The organism is Devosia sp. A16 (assembly GCF_001402915.1).
Classification (GTDB): domain Bacteria; phylum Pseudomonadota; class Alphaproteobacteria; order Rhizobiales; family Devosiaceae; genus Devosia_A.
In genome coordinates, this window is record NZ_CP012945.1 from 4,476,614 (window position 1) to 4,494,784 (window position 18,171).

An 18,171-nucleotide genomic window follows, 5' to 3' on the forward strand; every position below is an offset into this window, starting at 1 on the left:
CCCGGACCTCCATCAGTTGGTGACGATAGCTTCGACGAGGTGGCCGGGGGCCACGCTCACGAGCTGCGGAAGTTCACCGGCCGTCGCTTCGGCCGCGAGGCCGGAGCGTGACAGGCGCGGCGTGCCGGCGGCGATGTCGTCGGCGGTGATGAACGAGCGCTGCCGGCGCTCCCGCGGATTGGTAACCGGGATCGCATCGAGCAGCGAGCGCGTGTAGGGATGTCGCGGGTCGGCGAAGATGTTGGCGGTTGGCGCCTGCTCGACGACCCGGCCCTTGTACATCACCACCACGCTGTCGGTCAGCGAGCGCACCACGCTGAGATCGTGGCTGATGAACAGCATCGAGAGCCCCATCTGCTTCTGCAGGTTCTTGAGCAGCCCGATGATCTGCGCCTTGACCGAAACGTCGAGCGCCGAGGTCGGCTCGTCCGCCACCAGCACCGAGGGGCCCAGGATCAGCGCCCGGGCGATGGCGACGCGCTGGCGCTGCCCGCCGGACAGTTCATGCGGATAGCGGTTGCCGAAGCTGCGGTCCATGCCGACCCGTTCGAGCCAGGTGAGCGCTTCCTCGGTCTGCTCGCGCGAGCTCTTGACGCCGTGGATATGGAGCGGCTCGGCGATGATCTGGGCCAGCGTCATCATCGGATCGAGCGCCGAATAGCTGTCCTGGAACACCACCTGCATGCGGCGGCGGAACGCCTTCAGTGCGCCGCTGTCGAGCTTTGAGATATCGGTGCCGTCGACGAGGATCTGTCCTGCGGTCGGCTCGAGCAGGCGCATAGCCATCATGCCGGTGGTGGATTTGCCCGAACCGGACTCGCCGACCAGCCCGACGATCTTGTTGCGCGGCAGCACCAGGTTGACCCCGCGCACGGCCGGGAAATCGACATAGGTCGAAAAGATCCGGCCGCGCCGCCGCAGCGCATAGACCTTGGAGAGGTTGCGCAGCTCGAGGGCAGGGGCGATCGGCTCGCCTGTGCCCGGCTCCGCCCGGCGCGACTCGCCGGCCCTGAGGCTCGCCAGCAGCGACTGGGTGTAGCTGTGCCTGGGGGTGTCGAAGATCTGCTCGACCGTGCCTTCTTCCATCACCCGGCCGCCATACATGACGACGACCCGATCGACGGTTTCGGCGACGACACCCAGGTCATGGGTGATCATGATCAACGCCATGCCCATCTCGGCCTGCAGGCCCTTGATGAGCTGCAGGATCTGCGCCTGGATGGTGACGTCGAGCGCCGTGGTGGGCTCATCGGCGATCAGCACCTTGGGCCGGCAGCTCAGCGCCATGGCGATCATGGCGCGCTGCAGCATGCCGCCGGACAGCTGGTGCGGGTAGTAGTTCAGCACGTCCTTGGCGTTCTTGATCTCGACCTTCAGCAGCAGCTGCTCGGCCTCGCCAAGCGCCGTCTCCTTGGAAACGTCGCGATGCGTGCGAATGGTTTCGACCATCTGATGGCCGATGGTGAACACCGGGTCGAACGCAGTGGCCGGGTCCTGGAAGATCAGCGCGGCGATCTTGCCGCGCAGCGCCGACATCTGCCGCGGCTTGGCCTTGAGCACGTCGATGCCGTCGAGCTCGAGCCGGTCGGCCGTGATGGTCGCGGTATTGGGCAATAGCCGCATCAGCGCCAGGCAGGACACGGACTTGCCCGAGCCGGACTCCCCCACAATGCCCAGGCTTTCGCCTTCGGCAAGCTGGATGTCGACGCCGCGCACGGCATCGATCTGCCCGCCGTGCTGACGGAAGCTGACCTTCAGGCCTTTGATATTTACGAGAGTCATGCGCTCATCCGAACTGGGTGCCCCCGGCCGGAGCCGGGAGCACTGGTTGTCTGCGGCTAGTTCTTGGTCAGGTGGGTGTAAACGTAGCCCGACCAGTTGGGGTAGAAGCCCTGCTTGTTGGGCGTCATGGCATCGCCGCCGAGCTTGTCGGAAACGACGTTCATGGTGACCGGGTGGGTCAGCGGCACGATCAGGCCCTGGTCGATCATCACCTGCTCGGCCTGTTCGTAGAGATTGACGCGCTCGTCCCAGCTCGAGGCGGAGTCCGCCTGCTTGACCAGCTCGTCATAGGCCGCGATGTGGTAGGTGTGACGGCCGCCATTGTAGAACAGGCCATAGAAGTTCGACGGGTCGAGATAGTCGTACTCGTAGGGCGCGAGGTAGATGTTGTTCTTGCGCGCCAGCATGCCTTCCATCCAGTCCTTGCCGGGCATCACCTTGATGTTCATGGTGACCCCGAGGATCTGCTTGAACTGCGACTGCAGGTATTGCGCCATCGGCGGCAGGATGGCGCCGTTGTAGCCGCCTTCCTCACGGAACCAGATTTCGATCGAGGGGAAGCCCTCGCCGTTCGGGTAGCCGGCCTTGGCCAACAGTTCCTTGGCCTTCTCGGGGTCGAACACCGCCTGCTTGGCGACGTTTTCGCTGTACCCGGGGAAGCCGGGGGGCAGGATCGAGTGCGCCGGGATGGCGATGTCCTTGAGGACAGTGGAGGTCAGCTCGTCGCGGTTGATGGCGTAGTAGAACGCCCGGCGAACGTCGGTATTGTCGAACGGCGCCTTCTCGAGGTCGAACGAGATGTACTGGGTCGCGAACACCGGGTTGGTGTGGATCTGGTCGGCGAAGCGCTGCCGCATCATCGCCACCTGCCCGGTATTGAGCGAGGTCATGTCGACGTCGCCGGCGAGGAAGGCCGGCACGCCCACTTCCGGCAGGCCGAGCGAAGAGTCGAGCACGACTTCGTCGATCTCGGGCTTCCAGGGGCCCTGGTATTCGGGGTTCTTGGCGAGGGTTACGGTGTTGTTGGACTTCACCCACTCCTTGACCACCCAGGGGCCCGACGAAACGATGGTCTCGACATTGGTCGACCACTCTTCGCCATACTTGTCGAACTGGTGCTTGGGCACCGGGTACCAGAGCGAGACGACGCTGGGCAGGTAAGGTTTGGGGGCGGTGGTGGTGACTTCGAGGGTCTTGTCGTCAACGGCCTTGAGGCCGAGCGTCGAGACGTCCGCCTTGCCGGCGGTCACGTCGTCCCAGTTCTTGATGCCCCCGGCAAAGCTCCAGTACCAGGCGAAATCATAGCCGGTGGTCGCGGCATGCTGCAGCGCAAAGACGAAGTCCTCGGCGGTCAGCGGCTCGCCGTCGCTCCAGTTGAGCTCGGGACGGATCTTGAATGTCCAGGTCAGGCCATCGGCCGACTGCGACCAGCTCTCCGCCGCGATCGGGGTGAGGTTGAAATCCTTGTCGAAGGCGGTCAGGCCGATCTGGATCATGTCCGAGCCGGCGGCGCGGGCATAGACGGTCTTCATGTAGTCCATATAGGTGGCCGTCGTGGACTGTCCGGGGACAGTCACGGTCTGGGCCAATGCCGGCACCATCAGACTGGCTGCCAGCGCTACTGATCCTGCCAATTTCAGCAGTAAATTCAACTCGTTCTCCTCAAATATTCGTGCACGTGCTCCGAAAGCCGGGGCGTGCACACCCCGTTTGCGGCAGCTCTCGGAAAGGCTTGTTGCGACGTCCTGCCGTGCTCCCGTTTGCGGGATGTCACGGGCCCCCTCGCGTCGCGGCTACGGGCCCACGGAGGCTCCCCGGCCGCAGCCGGGGAGCTTGGGATGCTGCTACTGCTTCACGCTGATATGCGAGTAGAGGAAGTTACCGATGCGACCGAGCGGGGTGAAACCGCGCGAGTTGGGCGTGACGCCTGGCCCGGTGATGTCATCGCTGACGGCGGCGGTGATGAGCGGGTGCACCAGCGGCACGATCAGGCCCTGGTCGATCATCACCTGTTCGGCCTGCTCGTAGAGCTTGACGCGCTCTTCCCAGACCGGGTTCTTGTCGGCCTCGGCGACCAGCTTGTCGTATTCCGCCACGTGGTAGCTGTGACGGCCGCCATTGTAGAACAGGCCATAGAAGTTCGACGGATCGAGATAGTCGTACTCGTACGGCGCCAGATAGATGTTGTTCTTGCGGGCGAGCATGCCCTCCATCCAGTCCTTGCCCGGCATCACCTTGATATTCATGGTGATTCCGAGAATGTCCTTGAACTGGGCCTGCAGGTACTGGGCCATCGGGGGAAGGATCGCGCCGTTATAGCCGCCTTCCTCGCGGAACCAGACTTCGATGGTCGGGAAGCCCTTGCCATCGGGGTAGCCGGCCTTGGCCAGCAGTTCCTTGGCCTTGGCGGGGTCGAACACGGCCTGCGCCGCGACCTTGTCGCTGTAGCCAGGATAGCCCGGTGCCAGGATCGAGTGCGCCGGGATGGCGATGTCCTTCAGCACGGTGGCGGTCAGCTCATCGCGGTTGACGGCGTAGTAGAGGGCCCGACGAACGTCGGCATTGTCGAACGGCGGCTTCTCGAGATCGAAGGCGAGGTAGGACGTGGCGAACACCGCTTCCTTGCGGATCGAGTCCGGGAAACGCTGCTTCACCACCGGGATCTGGCCGGCATTGAGCGTGGTATAGGCGAGGTCGCCGGCGAGGAAGGCAGGCATGCCCACTTCCGGCAGCCCGACCGACGGATCGATGGTCAGCTCATCGACCTGCGCCACCCAAGGACCGTTATAGTCGGGGTTCTTGGTGAGGACGACCGAGTTGTTCGACTTCTCCCAGGACTTGAGCAGGAAGGGGCCCGACGAGAGCACGTTGGCCACATTGCTCGCCCAGTCGTCGCCGAACTTGTCGAACTGGTGCTTGGGCACCGGATACCAGAGCGACACCACGCCCGGCAGGTAGGGCTTGGGCGCCGCGGTGGTGACTTCGATGGTCTTGTCGTCGACGGCCTTGAGGCCGAGCGTCGAAACGTCCGCCTTGCCGGCCGACACATCGTCCCAGTTCTTGATGCCGGAGGCGAAGCTCCAGTACCAAGCGAAGTCGTAGCCGGTGGTGGCGGCGCGCTGCAGGGCGAAGATGTAGTCGTTCGCCGTCACCGGCTCGCCATCGCTCCACTTCATGCCGTCACGAAGGTGGAAGGTCCAGGTCAGGCCATCGGGTGACTGCTCCCAGCTGGTCGCGGCCAGCGGGGTGAGCTGGTATTCGTTGTCGAAGCTGGTCAGCGGCTCCTGCAGGAGCTCGGCGCCCGAGGCGCGCGCATAGACCGTCTTCATGTAATCCATATACGTGCCGGTGGTGGATCCACCGGGCACGGTGAGTTTTGTCTGCGCCAGCGCTGGTACGGCGGTCAATCCCGCCGCCAGCGCGACCGCGCCGACAAATTTCAGCAACGCGTTCATTTCAGCTCCCTCCTTGTTGCAGAGCTACTGCTTGACGTCCCCTGGGCCCCTCCGGAGTTTCGGCGTACCGTCATCCGCACGGGCCCTTGCATGAACGGCTGCCGGGCATAGACGCCCCACCCGGAACCGGCTCATCGGTCGACTGCATTTCCCCTCGCAATCGGCCTTATGACATATGTCTGACAACTCCAGATTGGCTTGGCAAGCCGTTTGTGGCCTGCAAATGACAAGGTTGGCACAGTTTTGCCGCGCGCTCGTTCAGCCGAGCGAACATGCTCACCGGCGGCCTCCGAACAGGCTTTGCGCCGCGTTGGCGATCGCCGCCGCGTCGATGCCGAAATGGCGGTAGAGGTCGGTCACCGTGCCGGTCTGGCCGAAGTGCTCGACCCCCAGGGTGATGGCCCGATGTCCCCGCACGCTGCCCAGCCAGCCGAGCGTCGCCGGGTGGCCGTCGATGGCGGTGACCAGCGCCGCGCTGTCGGGCGCATCGGCCAGCAGCGCCTCGATATGGCAGCTCGCCCCGAGGTCGCCATGCAGACGGGCCCGTTGCGCGCCATGCCAGCCGGCATTCAGCCGGTCCGCCGAGGTGACGGCCAGCACCGCGACATTGCGCCGGTCGCCGCCGATCATGCCGGCGGCAGTAATCGCTTCACTCGCCAGCACGCCCTGGTAGGCGATGATCGCCTCGCAGTTCGGCGTCGGCGGCACCAGCCAGTAGCCGCCACGGATGATATCGCTGGCGAGTTGCTGCGTGACTTCGCGTGGCGGTTGCTCGATCGCACGGGTGGAGAGGCGGAGGTAGACCGAGCCGCCCGACACATCGCGCGGCCAGTCGGCGAGATCGGCGCGGTCGCTGCCGTCCCGCTGCATGTAGTCGAAGGCCCAGTCGATGATGACTGAGAGCTCGTCGGCGAAGGCCGGCTCGAACGAGGCGAGCCCATCCTGCGCCATGCCGATCAACGGCGTACCGACGGATTGGTGTGCTCCGCCTTCGCCGGCCAGCGACACGCCGGAGGGCGTCGCGACCAGCAGGAACCTTGCGTCCTGGTAGCAGGCATAGTTCAGCGCATCGAGGCCGCGGGAGATGAACGGATCGTAGAGCGTGCCGATCGGCAGCAGCCGTTCGCCGAACAGCGAATGGCTGAGGCCCGCCGCGCCGAGCAGCAGGAACAGGTTCATTTCGGCAATGCCCAGCTCGATATGCTGGCCGTCGGGCGTGAACTGCCACTTCTGCGCGCTCGGGATGCGCTCCTTCTGGAAGATGTCGGCCATCTCGCGATTGGCGAACAGATGCCGGCGGTTCACCCAGGTGCCGAGGTTGGTCGAGACGGTGACGTCGGGCGAAGTGGTGACGATGCGGCGGGCCAGCTCGCTGTCGGTCTTGGCATAGGCGTCGAGGATCTTGCCGAACGCGGTCTGGGTGGAGGTGGCGCCGGGGCCGACGAATTGCGGCCCCAGCGCCGGGATGGCCGGGGAGGAAAGCCGTCGCGACCGGGTGGTGTTGAAGGGCACGGCGTCAAGGAAGCTCTGCAACTGCTGTTCGGAGGGCCGCAAGCCTTCGAAACGCTCCCATTCGTGGCCGTCGCGAACCCGCATCGCGGCCTTGAGGCTCTCGATCTGCGCGCCGGTCATCTGGCCGGCATGATTGTCCTTGTGCCCGGCAAGCGGCGTGCCCCAGCCCTTCACCGTATAGGCGATGAACACCGTCGGCTGGTCGGTGGTCTGGCCCTCGAACTGTTCCAGGAGGCTCTCGATGCAGTGACCGCCCAGGTTCGCCATCAGCTCGGCCAGCTCGGCGTCGCTGCGTCGCTCCAGTAGCGCGCTGACCTCGCCCTGGTCGCCAATCTCGTCGGTGAGCCGTTCGCGCCAGGCGGCGCCGCCGCGGAACATCAGCGCCGAGTAGAGCGCGTTGGGGCAAGCATCGATCCACTCGCGCAGCCGCTCCCCGCCGGGCTCGGCAAAGGCCCGGCGCTGCTTCGCGCCGTATTTGAGCGTCACCACGTTCCATTCGAAGGCGCGGAAGATCGCCTCGATCCGGTCGTAGAGGCCCTCGCGCACCACGCCGTCGAGGCTCTGGCGGTTGTAGTCGATGATCCACCAGGTGTTGCGCAGGCTGTGCTTCCAGCCTTCCAGCAGGCACTCGTAGACATTGCCCTCGTCGAGCTCGGCATCGCCGACCAGCGCGATCATCCGGCCTTCGGCGCGCTTGTTGGCCCAGGGCTTGGCGCGCACATAGTCCTGGATCATCGAGGCAAAGGCGGTGAAGGCGACCCCGAGCCCGACCGAGCCGGTGGAGATATCGACGTCGTCGCTGTCCTTGGTGCGCGACGGGTAGGATTGCGCGCCGCCATAGCCGCGGAATGCCTTGAGCTTGTCGAGGCTCTGCTTGCCGAACAGATACTGGATGGCGTGGAACACCGGCGCCGCATGGGGCTTTACCGCCACGCGGTCCTCGGGCTTGAGGACGCCGAAATACAGCGCCGACAGGATCGCCGTCATCGAGGCGGAGGAGGCCTGATGGCCGCCGACCTTCACCCCGTCCGGGTTGGGGCGAAGATGGTTGGCGTGGTGGATCATCCAGTTGGACAACCACAAAGCTTTGCCAGCCAGCGCCTCAATCAGGGCGATACGCTCCGTCGACATGTCCCCTCCCAAATGTCTGACATTAACGGTGCACTAGCCGCATGGGTGTTTCCTGCCTATTGTGACTGTTACGTGAGCGTCTTGCGCAGGATTCAGAACGAAATGCCGTCCAGAGTGGTGAATTCTGCCAAGACCGAACTGACCGGAATCGATCGCCGCATCCTCAGGGCGCTGCAGGAAGATGGCCGCATGACCATCCAGGCGATCGCCGACCGGGTCGGGCTGTCGGCGTCGCCGTGCCTGCGCCGCATCCGGCAGATGGAAGAGGCGGGGATCATCGCCGCCTATAGCGCGGTCGTCGATCAGAAGGCGGTCGGGCTGCCGGTTTCGGTGTTCATCTCGATCAAGCTGGAACGGCAACGGGCCGAGGAACTGGACCGCTTCGGCGAGGCGATCGCCGGCTGGCCGGAGGTGATGGAGTGCTACCTGATGACCGGCCAGTTCGACTTCCTGCTGCGCGTCGTCTGCGCCGATCTCGCCGCCTATGAGGCATTCCTGCGCGAGAAGCTGACCCAGGTGGCAGGCGTCGGCTCGATCGAGTCGAGCTTCTCGCTCGGCCAGGTGAAATACTCCCGCGTGCTGCCCATCTGACATGGGTTACGGCGCGCCCGAACATCGCTACAAGCGGGCGACAGTTTTCCTTGGGTGAGTCATGCAGGCCGACAGCATCGTTCTTGGCGCGGGTATGGTGGGCGTCAGCGTGGCGGTGCACCTGCAGATGCGGGGCAGGGCGACCGTGCTGGTCGACCGCCGCGGCGCCGGCGAGGAAACCTCTTACGGCAATGCCGGGCTGATCCAGCGCGAAGCGGTGATGCCACACGCCTTTCCGCAGGGGCTGGGCGAACTGTTCCGCTACGGGCTGAACGACCGAACCGACATGCATTACCACCTGAGCGCGCTGCCGCGCATCGCGCCGTTTCTGGCGCGCTACTGGTGGAACTCGCGCCCTGACAATTACCGCCGCGTCGTTGAAACCTATGCCCCGCTGATCGCCCAGTCGATCAACGAGCACGCGCCGCTGATCGAACGGGCAGGGGCCGGCCACCTGATCGAGAAGAAGGGCTGGTATCTGCTCTATCGCGACAAGGCGAAGCAGGATGAGGGGTACCTGAAGGCGGAAACGCTGCGGCGGGAGTTCGGCATCGGCAGCGCCGAGCTTTCGAGCGACGAAATGCACCGGCGTGAGCCCGGGCTCGGCATCCCGCTCGAAGGTGCGCTGCACTGGACCGACCCGTGGAGCATCCGCGATCCGGGCGGGCTGGTGGTCAAATACCGCGAACTGTTCGAACAGCTTGGCGGTGTGGTGATCAAGGCCGACGCGCTGGGCCTGCAGCAGGCTAGTGTCGGCTGGCGCCTGCCGACCGCGGATGGCGTGGTCGAAGCACGTGAGGCGGTGATTGCGCTCGGCCCATGGGCCGGCGACCTCACCAGCCGGCTCGGCTACCGCCTGCCGCTGGGGGTGAAGCGCGGCTACCACATGCATTTCGGCCAGCCTGCGACGCAGCCGCTCGGCAACTGGGTTCTCGATACCAGTTACGGGTACCTGCTGACCCCGATGGCCAAGGGCATCCGGCTCACCAGCGGGGCCGAGTTCGCACTGCGCGATGCACCCTCGACGCCGGTGCAGGTCGACCGCGACGAGCCCCATGCCCGCGAGTTGTTCCCGGGCCTCGGCCAGCGGCTCGAGGCTCAACCGTGGCGTGGCGCCCGTCCGGCAACGCCCGACATGATGCCGATCATCGGCCCAGCCCCCAGCCACAAGGATCTCTGGTTTGCATTTGGCCACGCCCACCACGGCGTCACGCTCGGCCCGGTCACTGGCCGGCTGATCGCCGAGATGATCACCGGCGAGAAGCCGTTCGTCGACCCCACGGCGTTTTCGGCGAAGCGGTTTCTCTAGACGCAACACCGGTGCGGGCCGACCCCCACCCTTGATCCCTCCCCCTAAACATGGGGAGGAAGACGCGCCCCTCGATGCCAGTGTTTTGGTCTCCCTCCCCATGTTTAGGGGGAGGGGGCAGGGGTGGGGGTCGGCTTGCGCCGACGCCAAGGGCCGGCACCTAAGTCCGCCCTGCCACATTTTGCCGCTGGCCGGGGGCTTGAACTCGGCGAACGGCGCGCTACGTTTTGCGGGCGGTACCGGGCCCCTCTGACGGCAGCATGACTACGCTCCGTGATGTCGGAACTGCTCCAACGTTCACATGGAGAGGTCCGGCATATGGATATGCTGCTCAGCGCCCTTATGGGCGATTTCCTCGGTACTCCCGTCTATTTCTGGGTGGCGTTCCTCGCCATCGTCATCGGTCTCCTGGTCTTCGACCTGGGCATTCTCAATCGTAACGCGCACGAGATTTCGGCCAAGGAGAGCCTGACGCTCTATGCCGGCTACGTCATCGTCGCTGTGCTGTTCGGCGTCTGGGTGTGGTTCAGCCGCGGCGCCGAGGCCGGGCTCGAGTTCTATACCGGCTATCTGATCGAACAGAGCCTTGCGATGGACAACATGTTCGTCATCGCGACCATCTTCGGCTTCCTCGCCATCCCGCGCATCTATCAGCACCGCGTCCTGTTCTGGGGCATTCTCGGGGTGATCGTCTTCCGCGCCCTGCTGATCGGCCTCGGCGCGGCACTGGTGCACTCGTTCAGCTGGGTGCTGGTGCTGTTCGGCGCCTTCCTGATCTTCACCGGCGTGCGCCTGTTCTCGCACCAGGACAAGGAACCGGACATCGAGGCCAACCCGATCCTGAAATTCCTGCGCAAGCATTTCCGGATTTCGCAGAGCCTCGACGGCAAGAAGTTCCTGACCAAGCTGCCCGATACCAAGACCGGCAAGCTGGTCACTTTCCTCACCCCGCTCGGCGTGGCGCTGATCATGGTGGAGACGGTCGACCTGATCTTCGCGGTCGACTCGGTGCCGGCGGTCTTCGCCGTCACTCAGGACACCTTCATCGTCTACACCTCGAACATCTTCGCCATCCTCGGGCTGCGCGCGCTCTACTTCGCGCTCGCCGCAGCGATGAACCGGTTCCGCTACCTGCAGGTCTCGCTGGCCATCGTGCTGGTGCTGATCGGCATCAAGGTGGCGCTGGTGCCGTTCGAGGTGAAGATCGACACCTTCCTGTCGCTCGCCGTCACTCTCGGCGTCCTCGCCGGTGGCGTATTCTATTCGCTGTGGAAGACTCGCAACGAAAAGGACATCTCGGCCGAGGCCGAACCTCAGCAGGGCCGGCTGGAGCCGTAAAGCAGCCCCTCGGAGCAGCGTCAGGCCACGATGTCCTGGCGCTGCTCGAGATAGAGCGCGAAGCCCGTCTGATCGCCGAGCCGCGTCTCGACCGCCCAGGCGTCGAAGCGTTTGCCGTCGCGCAGCATGATGCCGAGCTCGCGTACGTCGACGATATAGCCGGTCGGAATGATTGCGGCGCAGACCGGTTCGTTCTGTTCGTTGCGCCGCATCATGAAGCTCTCGTAGACCTTGGCGGGCTCGTCGGCGGTGGCGATGGCGAGCACCTCGAAATAGGTGTCGCAGACCACGGTACTGGCGAACACCGGGTCGACGAAGGTGTAGGTAGTGCCCTTGTTGGGCGGTTGGGCCAGTGCCGCGACGGGGAAAAGGACGAGCCCAAGCGCGAGGGGCAAGCCTTTCATGAGGCCTCCTTCCGGAACATCGGCGTTCCTGTCGTTAAATTCGGCGCCCGGGCGAAGGGAGAGGCCGCAACGAGCGCCTCGTCGTCAACCTAGACGGTACCGACCGGTTGCAGGGCCCTGTTCACGCCTTCGCGACGGCGGGCGCCTAATCGTCTGCGCGACGTTTGTGGTGCTCGCCTTCGTCATTGGCGCCACGCTGGATCGAGCGATCGCCGGTCGAAATCTGGTTCTCGTTGCCAGGACCGGGCTTGGGGTAGCGTTTGGCGGCGTGCTTCAGCGTCTCGCCCGGGAGGGGCGCATCGGTGCCTTTGCTGTTTTCCGCCTTGGTGACGATCCGCCGGTTCTGCTCGCGGGTAAGCTTGCCCTGCGTCTTCTCGGCTTCGCGCGGCTCGGTGGTGGATTGCTGGGCCATGTCGGACCTCCTTCGATGAGGAGAGGCCAACGTGCGTAGCCGGCATGCGTTGCCAGCAGCTCAGGGACGAACGGTCACGACCTCGAGCGTCCCGGCGGGCAGCGGCTTCAGCAGCTCTTCCTCTGGCTTGGTGAGAAACAGCCAGTGCGCCCAGTCCTCCGGCAGGATCACGCAGACCTGCCGGTCATGATAGGGCGCGATATCGGGGCCCGGCGCCGTCGTCAGCATGGTGAAGCTCAGCGCCCCGTCGGCGTCCTCGCTCCATAACCCCGCGATCCCCATGATCGGCGAGCCCTTGAGGCTGAAGCGGTGCTTGGTCTTGGGCGACTTCGTCCCGGTGAATTCGAAGAACCCGGAGAGGATGACGAGGCAGCGTTTCGAGCTGTCGAAGTGCCGCCCGTCGGACTTGAAGTTGAACACCGGTGGCGCCTTGGGCCGCGGCGGCGGCCAGCCGAACCGCATCGAGACCACCTCGACGCCATTGCCGGCTACCCTGAGGACCGGGCCCATGTCGCCGATGCGGATGTCGTCGGCTTGCGGCAGCTCGGCGGCGGGCTCGCTGCTGTCGAGCTCCAGCGCCTTGATCGCCTCGAGATACTGCTGGCGGGTGACGTGCTGCTCGTAGTCGTTACACATCGCCCATCTCCGCTGCGGGGCTCAGCGCCAGCCGAGCGCCGGCGCCACGTGCTTCAGCACGGACTCGATAACGTGGGCATTGTAGGCGACGCCGAGCTGGTTGGGCACCGTCAGCAGCAGCGTGTCGGCCGCCTTGATCGCTTCGTCTTCGGCCAACTCCTTGATCAACTGCTCGGGCTCGGCCGCATAGCTCCGGCCGAACACCGCCTGCTTGCCCGGCTCGATATAGCCGAAATGGTCCTGGCTGCGGCCCTCGCCGCCGAAATAGGCGCGGTCCATGTCGGTGACCAGCGGGAAGATGCTGCGGCTGACCGAGACGCGCGGCGTACGCGTATGGCCGGCCTCGGTCCAGGCGGCGCGGAAGGCGGCGATCTGCTCGGCCTGCTGGATGTGGAAGGGCTTGTCGGACTCGGCCATCACCAGGGTCGAACTCTGCAGGTTCATCCCCATCTTGCCGGTCCACTGCGCCGTCGGCGTGGTCGCCGCGCCCCACCAGATCCGGTCGCGCAGGCCCGGCGAATGCGGCTCGAGCCGCAGCAGCCCGGGCGGGTTGGGGAACATCGGGCGCGGGTTGGGCTGCGCGAAGCCCTCGCCGCCGAGCACGTCGAGGAAGACCTCGGCATGGCCGCGTGCCATGTCGGCATCGGTCTGGCCTTCGGCCGGCACGTAGCCGAAATGCCGGTAGCCATCGATCACCTGCTCGGGCGAGCCGCGGCTGATGCCCAGTTGCAGCCGGCCGCCGGCGATCAGGTCGGCGGCGCCGGCATCTTCCGCCATGTAGAGCGGGTTCTCGTAGCGCATGTCGATGACGGCGGTGCCGAGCTCGATCCGCCTGGTCCTGGCGCCGGCAGCGGCCAGCAGCGGGAAGGGCGAGGCCAACTGGCGGGCAAAGTGATGGACGCGGAAATAGGCGCCGTCGGCGCCCAGTTCCTCGGCCGCCACCGCCAGCTCGATCGACTGCAGCAGCGCGTCGCTTGCCGAGCGGGTCTGCGATTGCGACGAGGGCGTCCAGTGCCCGAACGAGAGGAAACCGATCTTCTTCATGGGTATGACCTTGGCGTTGCCGGACCTCCTAGATGTCACGGCAGGGAAGCGCGATCAACGGCGCCGATCTGTGTCACGCGCCGGTCATCCGGCGGAGCTAGGAGGCCCGCCATCAACCATGGGGCCACTGCCGTGACACTGAAATTCATCGTGATGAGCGACCTGCATCTGGTAGCGGAGGGCGAGCTGTCGATGACGCTCGACACCGCTGCCCGGCTCGAGACCGCGGTCGAGACCATCAACGCCCGCTATGCCGATGCCGATTTCTGCATCCTCGCCGGCGATCTCGCCGACCTCGGCCAGGCGGCGGCCTATCGCCGGCTGCAGACGATCCTCGCGAGGCTCAGCATTCCGGTGCACATCACGCTTGGCAACCACGACGACCGCCCCACCTTCCTCGCCGTGTTCGGCCAGGAGTTCGCCGGTGAGACCGGCCATGTCGACAAGGTGCTGGATATCAAGGGCTATCGGATCATCCTGCTCGATTCGTCCGAGCCGGGCCGCGTCGATGGGGTGCTCGAAGCGCGGCAGATCGACTGGCTCAAGGCGCGCCTGGCCGAGGCCGCCGAAATGCCGGTGATCGTCATCCTCCACCACAATGCCAATGCACTGCACATCGCGTCCGACACCATCCGTATCCTCGAAGACGGCCCGTTCCTCGCGGCGCTCTCGACCCACAACGATATCCGCCAGGTGATCGCCGGCCACGTGCATATCACGTCGACCGCAACCTATCGCGGCATCCCGTTCACCACGCTGGCCGGCGGCCACTACTCGGTAAGCTTCAATGTCGACGAGCCGGCCAAGCCGATCCGTCGTCTCACCGGTCCGGGGCAGATGGCCGTGGTGATCGGCACCGAGGACCGTACCACCGTGCTGTTCGAGGATTTCGTCGACGGCAACGAGGAGATCGTGCTGGCGGCGGCCGCTGAGTAAGCCCGCGCAGAGGTGCGCGTTACTCGACGCGCACTTCCTTCACCAGCCCGAGCTTTTGCAGCTTCTTCAGGGCATTGGCGGCTTTGGGGTTGCCGCTGTTGGCCTTAGTGGAGAGATCCTTGACCAGCGAGGCGGCGTTGCGTGCGTCCCCGGCCTCGTTGAGCATGGTAATGGCCTTGACGTAGTCCACAGTCACGCAGCGCTTTCCCATCTGCATGCCGTGATAGTAGAGCAGCGCCGCTGAGATCTTGGCGGCTCGGCTCTTGTTCGCATCGGCGAGGATCTGCTCGCAGCTTGGCAGCTTGGCCTGCTCGCGTTCGACGATGCTGGGATCGGCGATTGCCTGCAGCTGGTGGATCGGCAGCAGTTTCTTGGGCAGGTCGAATGGCACCTTCTTGCGGCCCGTGAGCCCGAAGATGTCGCCTTTGGCCGAGCTCACCAGTGTGCTGTTATAGTTCTTCAGCGAGCTGCACTCCCAGCCTCCACCCTTGTGCCGGGTCACCGGGTTGTAGGTGTTCTTGCCGTAGCGGAAGCAGATGTCGCTGCCTTCGGTCTTCCATTCGCCGGGCAGCACCTTGGTGTTGCCGGGATACCAGAGCCAGCTCGCGCCGTCGGCCGCCAGATACTCGATCTGCATGCCGTGCCCCGGCGAATAGCTCTGCTGGGTCCGGTCGCCGAGCGGGGCGGCAGAGACCGCCGTGACGGCTGCGAGAAGCAGCGCGGCGGCAAATATCAAACGACGCATGAAAATGTTCCCCCCAAAGTAATGCGAGACGCGTCGCACGGCTTCAGGGGAAAGACAAGTATCCCCGCTCCACACGGGTGCGAGGATATTGCGCGCGATAGTGTACGGGGGGAATGGCTCAGGTGTTACCCGCACCGGCAATGTTCACCAGCCAGGAAATGCCGAACTTGTCGTTCAACATGCCGAAACTGTCGCCCCATGGCGCCCTGTCGAGCGGCATCATCACATTGCCGCCGGCCGAGAGCTTCTCCCAATAGCCGCGCAGCTCCGGTTCATTGTCGCCGCTGAGCGACACGCTGATATTGTTGCCAGGCGTGAACGGCATCTCGGGCGGCGTATCGGCCGCCATCAGCCAATAGCCGCTGGTGGAGATCAGCTGGCCATGCATGATCTTGTCCTTGTCGGCGGGAGCGTGCGGCATGCCGCCTTCGGCATAGGTGCTGATCGTCAATTCGCCGCCGAACACCGAGTGGTAGAACTCGATGGCCTGGCGGGCGTTGCCGTTGAAGTTGAGGTAGGGGTTCAGGCGCGTCGGCATGGTTTCCTCCCGTGCTGCCTGGGCAAAGGCTAGTCGCCGGCTGTGACGGGAACAAGACGCGCGGGCTTGCCGGAGGGAGGGCGCTCCGCTCTATTCGAGCGGCAGGAGGAGCGGGCATGGAGTTGCAGTTCAGGGCGACGGTGATTTACTGGCGCGGCCCGGCGCCGTTTTTTTATGCGCGGATCCCCGCCGATATCGGCGCCGAGATCGCCGCGGTGAAGAAGGCCGCGAGTTACGGCTGGGGTGTCATTCCGGTCGAGGCGACCATCGCCGGGGTCACCTTCACCACCTCGCTGTTCCCCAAGGACGATACCTACCTGCTGCCGCTCAAGCAGGCGGTGCGCAACAAGCTCGGCGTTACCGCCGATGATGAAGTCGAGGTCGAAATGACCATCGGCGGCGGCTACGTGCCGTTACAGTTCCGGGACTAGGGCACGGCGTTCGCGCTTGCCCCCATCCGAGGCCGGCGTGTAGCAGATTGCCGCTGACCTCAGGCCGCCAGCGGCATCCTCAGGGCTCGGATTTCTGCGGCGACCCGGGCCTGCAGGGCCCAGAGGTTCCGGTCGCGGATGCCGTGTGCCTCGAGCTGCGCCACCGTGTTGTAGAGGTACTGCGCCCCCGAGCCCCAGTGGCCGGCCGCTCGTGCAAGCGTCCGCGCCACCACCTGTTGAGGCAGCCGGCCGACATAGTTGGCGCCATAGGGGGAGGCCACGAATGCGAGGGCCCGCAGGGGACCTTCGGGTGTCACGAGCCGCAGCCAGCGCGGTACGTTGGTCGGCCGCCGGCTGTCGGTCTCGCGCGCCAACAGCCGCACAAGCTGACCGTGCGCGTCCGCATCGGACAGCCGATAGGCGAGCCCGGCGCACGAGCCACCGCGATCGAGCGCCATCATCAGCCCCGGCATCTCGCGCGTACCGCGCCAGCGGGTCAGCCGCATGCAGAAGCGGCGGTGCCAGCCGCGCACCAGCGCCTGGCGGCTTTCGAGATGCTCGAGCTCGGGCTTCCAGATCAGCGAGCCATAGGCGAACAGCCAGAGCGGGCCATCCGGCCGGCTCGCCAGCAATGCACGTGCACCAGCCTCGAGATCGGCCACGCTCGGGGCGAGCAGGTCCGGCGTCGGGCCGGGATCGGGCTCGGTGCGCTCGACCAGCGCCACCAGTTCGGCGGTCAGCTCCATTGTGGAGCGGGGTAGGGACATCGTCCAACTCCAAGCGGTCGCCCCCCGCTGGAGCGCTCTCAGGAAAACTTGCAGACTTTTCCGGTTCGAGAGCGCGACGAAAGCGTTGCCTGGCATATGCCGGGGGCGGGGCGGGGGATCAAGTGTACTGGTGGTACGGAACTGCGCTCGCACCGACGACCCGGTTTCGACGCGCGTCGCAACCGAAGCGCCGGGGAGGCGTTGCCGAACAACAGCGACAGGAGGCCTCCATGCAGACACGGCGCATCCACGAAGTAGCGGGTCAGGCGACCTGGGTGATGGTGCTCGAAACCGGCGACGAAGCCATTGACTGCCTTACCCGGTTCGCCACGGCCGAGGCGCTGGATGCTGCGAGCTTCACCGCCATCGGCGCCTTCGAGCGGGCGACGCTGGCCTTCTTCGATTGGGAGCTCAAGGAGTATCTGCCGATCCCGGTGGACGAGCAGGTCGAAGTGGCCTCGCTCAGCGGGGACATTGCTTTGGGCCCGGATGGGCGGCCCGCGGTGCATGTTCATGCGGTGCTCGGGCGTCGTGATGGCAGCGCCCTCGCTGGCCACCTCAAGGCGGGGGTGGTGCGGCCGACGCTCGAACTGGTGCTGACCGAGTCGCCGGGGGCGTTGCGCAAACGCGTCGATGACGAGAGTGGCGTTGCGCTGATCCGGGTGTAGGGTGGGCTATGCCTGAAACCTCCGCCGGCATCTTGCTCCATCGAGCCGCCGCATCAGGCCGCGAGCTGCTGCTGGTGCACCCCGGCGGCCCGTTCTGGGCCGGCAAGGACGAGGCTGCATGGTCGATTCCCAAGGGACTCACCGGCCCCGGAGAGGATGGCGACGTGGCCGCGCGACGCGAGTTTGCCGAAGAGCTGGGCGTCGCGCCCGAAGGGGACCTGATACCGTTGGGGGAGTTTCGCCTCTCGAGCAGCAAACGGCTGCTCGCCTTTGCCCTCGAGGGCGATTTCGATCCGGAAAGGCTGGTTTCCAACAGCTTCGAGATGGAATGGCCGCCCCGCTCCGGACGGCGGCAGAGTTTCCCGGAAGTGGACCGGGCTGCGTGGTTCGGGCTCGAGGCGGCGCGGACCAAGCTGCATCTGGGGCAGCGGCCGTTGATCGATGCGCTGGTGGCTGCTGTCGGAGGATGATG

The 18,171-nt window shown here is 65.5% G+C and carries 18 protein-coding genes; 7 read left to right on the plus strand and 11 right to left on the minus strand.

Annotated features, from left to right (window positions below):
• Positions 1-12 precede the first annotated feature (12 nt).
• The 4 genes from APS40_RS21515 to APS40_RS21530 all read right to left on the minus strand — a co-directional run bounded on the left by APS40_RS21515 (position 13) and on the right by APS40_RS21530 (position 7,880).
• Entirely contained in the window at positions 13-1,782 is a 1,770-nt protein-coding gene (locus APS40_RS21515) for an ABC transporter ATP-binding protein (RefSeq protein WP_055048988.1), read from the minus strand.
• Between the two features lie 56 nt (positions 1,783-1,838).
• Complete coding sequence (locus APS40_RS21520; protein ID WP_156343035.1) at positions 1,839-3,434, minus strand: peptide ABC transporter substrate-binding protein; 1,596 nt, start codon at positions 3,432-3,434, stop codon at positions 1,839-1,841.
• 192 nt (positions 3,435-3,626) lie between these two features.
• Positions 3,627-5,237, minus strand: a complete 1,611-nt coding sequence (locus tag APS40_RS21525) for a peptide ABC transporter substrate-binding protein (protein ID WP_055048990.1) — start codon at positions 5,235-5,237, stop codon at positions 3,627-3,629.
• A gap of 276 nt (positions 5,238-5,513) precedes the next feature.
• Positions 5,514-7,880 carry a transketolase gene (locus APS40_RS21530; protein ID WP_055048991.1) on the minus strand — a complete coding sequence of 789 codons (2,367 nt, stop codon included), beginning with the start codon at positions 7,878-7,880 and terminating at the stop codon, positions 5,514-5,516.
• Between the two features lie 102 nt (positions 7,881-7,982).
• On the opposite strand from APS40_RS21530, the gene APS40_RS21535 reads away from it, so the two are divergent.
• The 3 genes from APS40_RS21535 to APS40_RS21545 all read left to right on the plus strand — a co-directional run bounded on the left by APS40_RS21535 (position 7,983) and on the right by APS40_RS21545 (position 11,118).
• Entirely contained in the window at positions 7,983-8,471 is a 489-nt protein-coding gene (locus APS40_RS21535) for an Lrp/AsnC family transcriptional regulator (protein ID WP_055048992.1), read from the plus strand.
• Positions 8,472-8,532: 61 nt separating this feature from the next.
• Positions 8,533-9,780 carry an NAD(P)/FAD-dependent oxidoreductase gene (locus tag APS40_RS21540; protein ID WP_055048993.1) on the plus strand — a complete coding sequence of 416 codons (1,248 nt, stop codon included), beginning with the start codon at positions 8,533-8,535 and terminating at the stop codon, positions 9,778-9,780.
• Between the two features lie 318 nt (positions 9,781-10,098).
• Positions 10,099-11,118 (plus strand): TerC family protein, encoded by a 1,020-nt coding sequence (locus APS40_RS21545; RefSeq protein WP_055048994.1) that lies wholly within the window; start codon positions 10,099-10,101, stop codon positions 11,116-11,118.
• 20 nt (positions 11,119-11,138) lie between these two features.
• Here the strand turns inward: APS40_RS21545 and APS40_RS21550 are convergent, their stop codons facing one another.
• The 4 genes from APS40_RS21550 to APS40_RS21565 all read right to left on the minus strand — a co-directional run bounded on the left by APS40_RS21550 (position 11,139) and on the right by APS40_RS21565 (position 13,614).
• Positions 11,139-11,522, minus strand: a complete 384-nt coding sequence (locus APS40_RS21550; protein WP_055048995.1) for a hypothetical protein — start codon at positions 11,520-11,522, stop codon at positions 11,139-11,141.
• 145 nt (positions 11,523-11,667) lie between these two features.
• Positions 11,668-11,934: a hypothetical protein gene (locus APS40_RS21555; protein WP_055048996.1), complete on the minus strand. Its 267-nt coding sequence runs from the start codon at positions 11,932-11,934 to the stop codon at positions 11,668-11,670.
• Positions 11,935-11,994: 60 nt separating this feature from the next.
• On the minus strand, positions 11,995-12,570 hold the full coding sequence (locus APS40_RS21560; protein ID WP_055048997.1) for an SOS response-associated peptidase: 576 nt from the start codon (positions 12,568-12,570) through the stop codon (positions 11,995-11,997).
• Positions 12,571-12,591: 21 nt separating this feature from the next.
• Positions 12,592-13,614: an LLM class flavin-dependent oxidoreductase gene (locus APS40_RS21565; protein ID WP_055048998.1), complete on the minus strand. Its 1,023-nt coding sequence runs from the start codon at positions 13,612-13,614 to the stop codon at positions 12,592-12,594.
• A 132-nt stretch (positions 13,615-13,746) separates the two neighbouring features.
• On the opposite strand from APS40_RS21565, the gene APS40_RS21570 reads away from it, so the two are divergent.
• Positions 13,747-14,550 carry a phosphodiesterase gene (locus APS40_RS21570; protein WP_055048999.1) on the plus strand — a complete coding sequence of 268 codons (804 nt, stop codon included), beginning with the start codon at positions 13,747-13,749 and terminating at the stop codon, positions 14,548-14,550.
• A 19-nt stretch (positions 14,551-14,569) separates the two neighbouring features.
• On the opposite strand, the gene APS40_RS21575 is transcribed toward APS40_RS21570, so the two are convergent.
• Positions 14,570-15,295 carry a hypothetical protein gene (locus tag APS40_RS21575; RefSeq protein WP_055049000.1) on the minus strand — a complete coding sequence of 242 codons (726 nt, stop codon included), beginning with the start codon at positions 15,293-15,295 and terminating at the stop codon, positions 14,570-14,572.
• A 118-nt stretch (positions 15,296-15,413) separates the two neighbouring features.
• Entirely contained in the window at positions 15,414-15,833 is a 420-nt protein-coding gene (locus APS40_RS21580) for a VOC family protein (RefSeq protein ID WP_055049001.1), read from the minus strand.
• Positions 15,834-15,949: 116 nt separating this feature from the next.
• Here APS40_RS21580 and APS40_RS21585 point away from each other — a divergent pair, with 116 nt between their 5' ends.
• Positions 15,950-16,264, plus strand: coding sequence for a DUF1905 domain-containing protein (locus APS40_RS21585; RefSeq protein ID WP_055049002.1), 315 nt, complete (start codon positions 15,950-15,952; stop codon positions 16,262-16,264).
• Positions 16,265-16,323: 59 nt separating this feature from the next.
• Here APS40_RS21585 and APS40_RS21590 read toward each other — a convergent pair whose 3' ends face one another.
• A complete protein-coding gene (locus APS40_RS21590; RefSeq protein WP_055049003.1) occupies positions 16,324-17,031 on the minus strand; it encodes a gamma-glutamylcyclotransferase in 708 nt (235 codons plus the stop codon).
• Positions 17,032-17,261: 230 nt separating this feature from the next.
• On the opposite strand from APS40_RS21590, the gene APS40_RS21595 reads away from it, so the two are divergent.
• Together APS40_RS21595 and APS40_RS21600 are read left to right on the plus strand one after the other, a co-directional pair.
• A complete protein-coding gene (locus APS40_RS21595; RefSeq protein ID WP_055049004.1) occupies positions 17,262-17,699 on the plus strand; it encodes a PPC domain-containing DNA-binding protein in 438 nt (145 codons plus the stop codon).
• Positions 17,700-17,707: 8 nt separating this feature from the next.
• Positions 17,708-18,169, plus strand: coding sequence for an NUDIX domain-containing protein (locus tag APS40_RS21600; RefSeq protein WP_055049005.1), 462 nt, complete (start codon positions 17,708-17,710; stop codon positions 18,167-18,169).
• Positions 18,170-18,171: the final 2 nt, after the last annotated feature.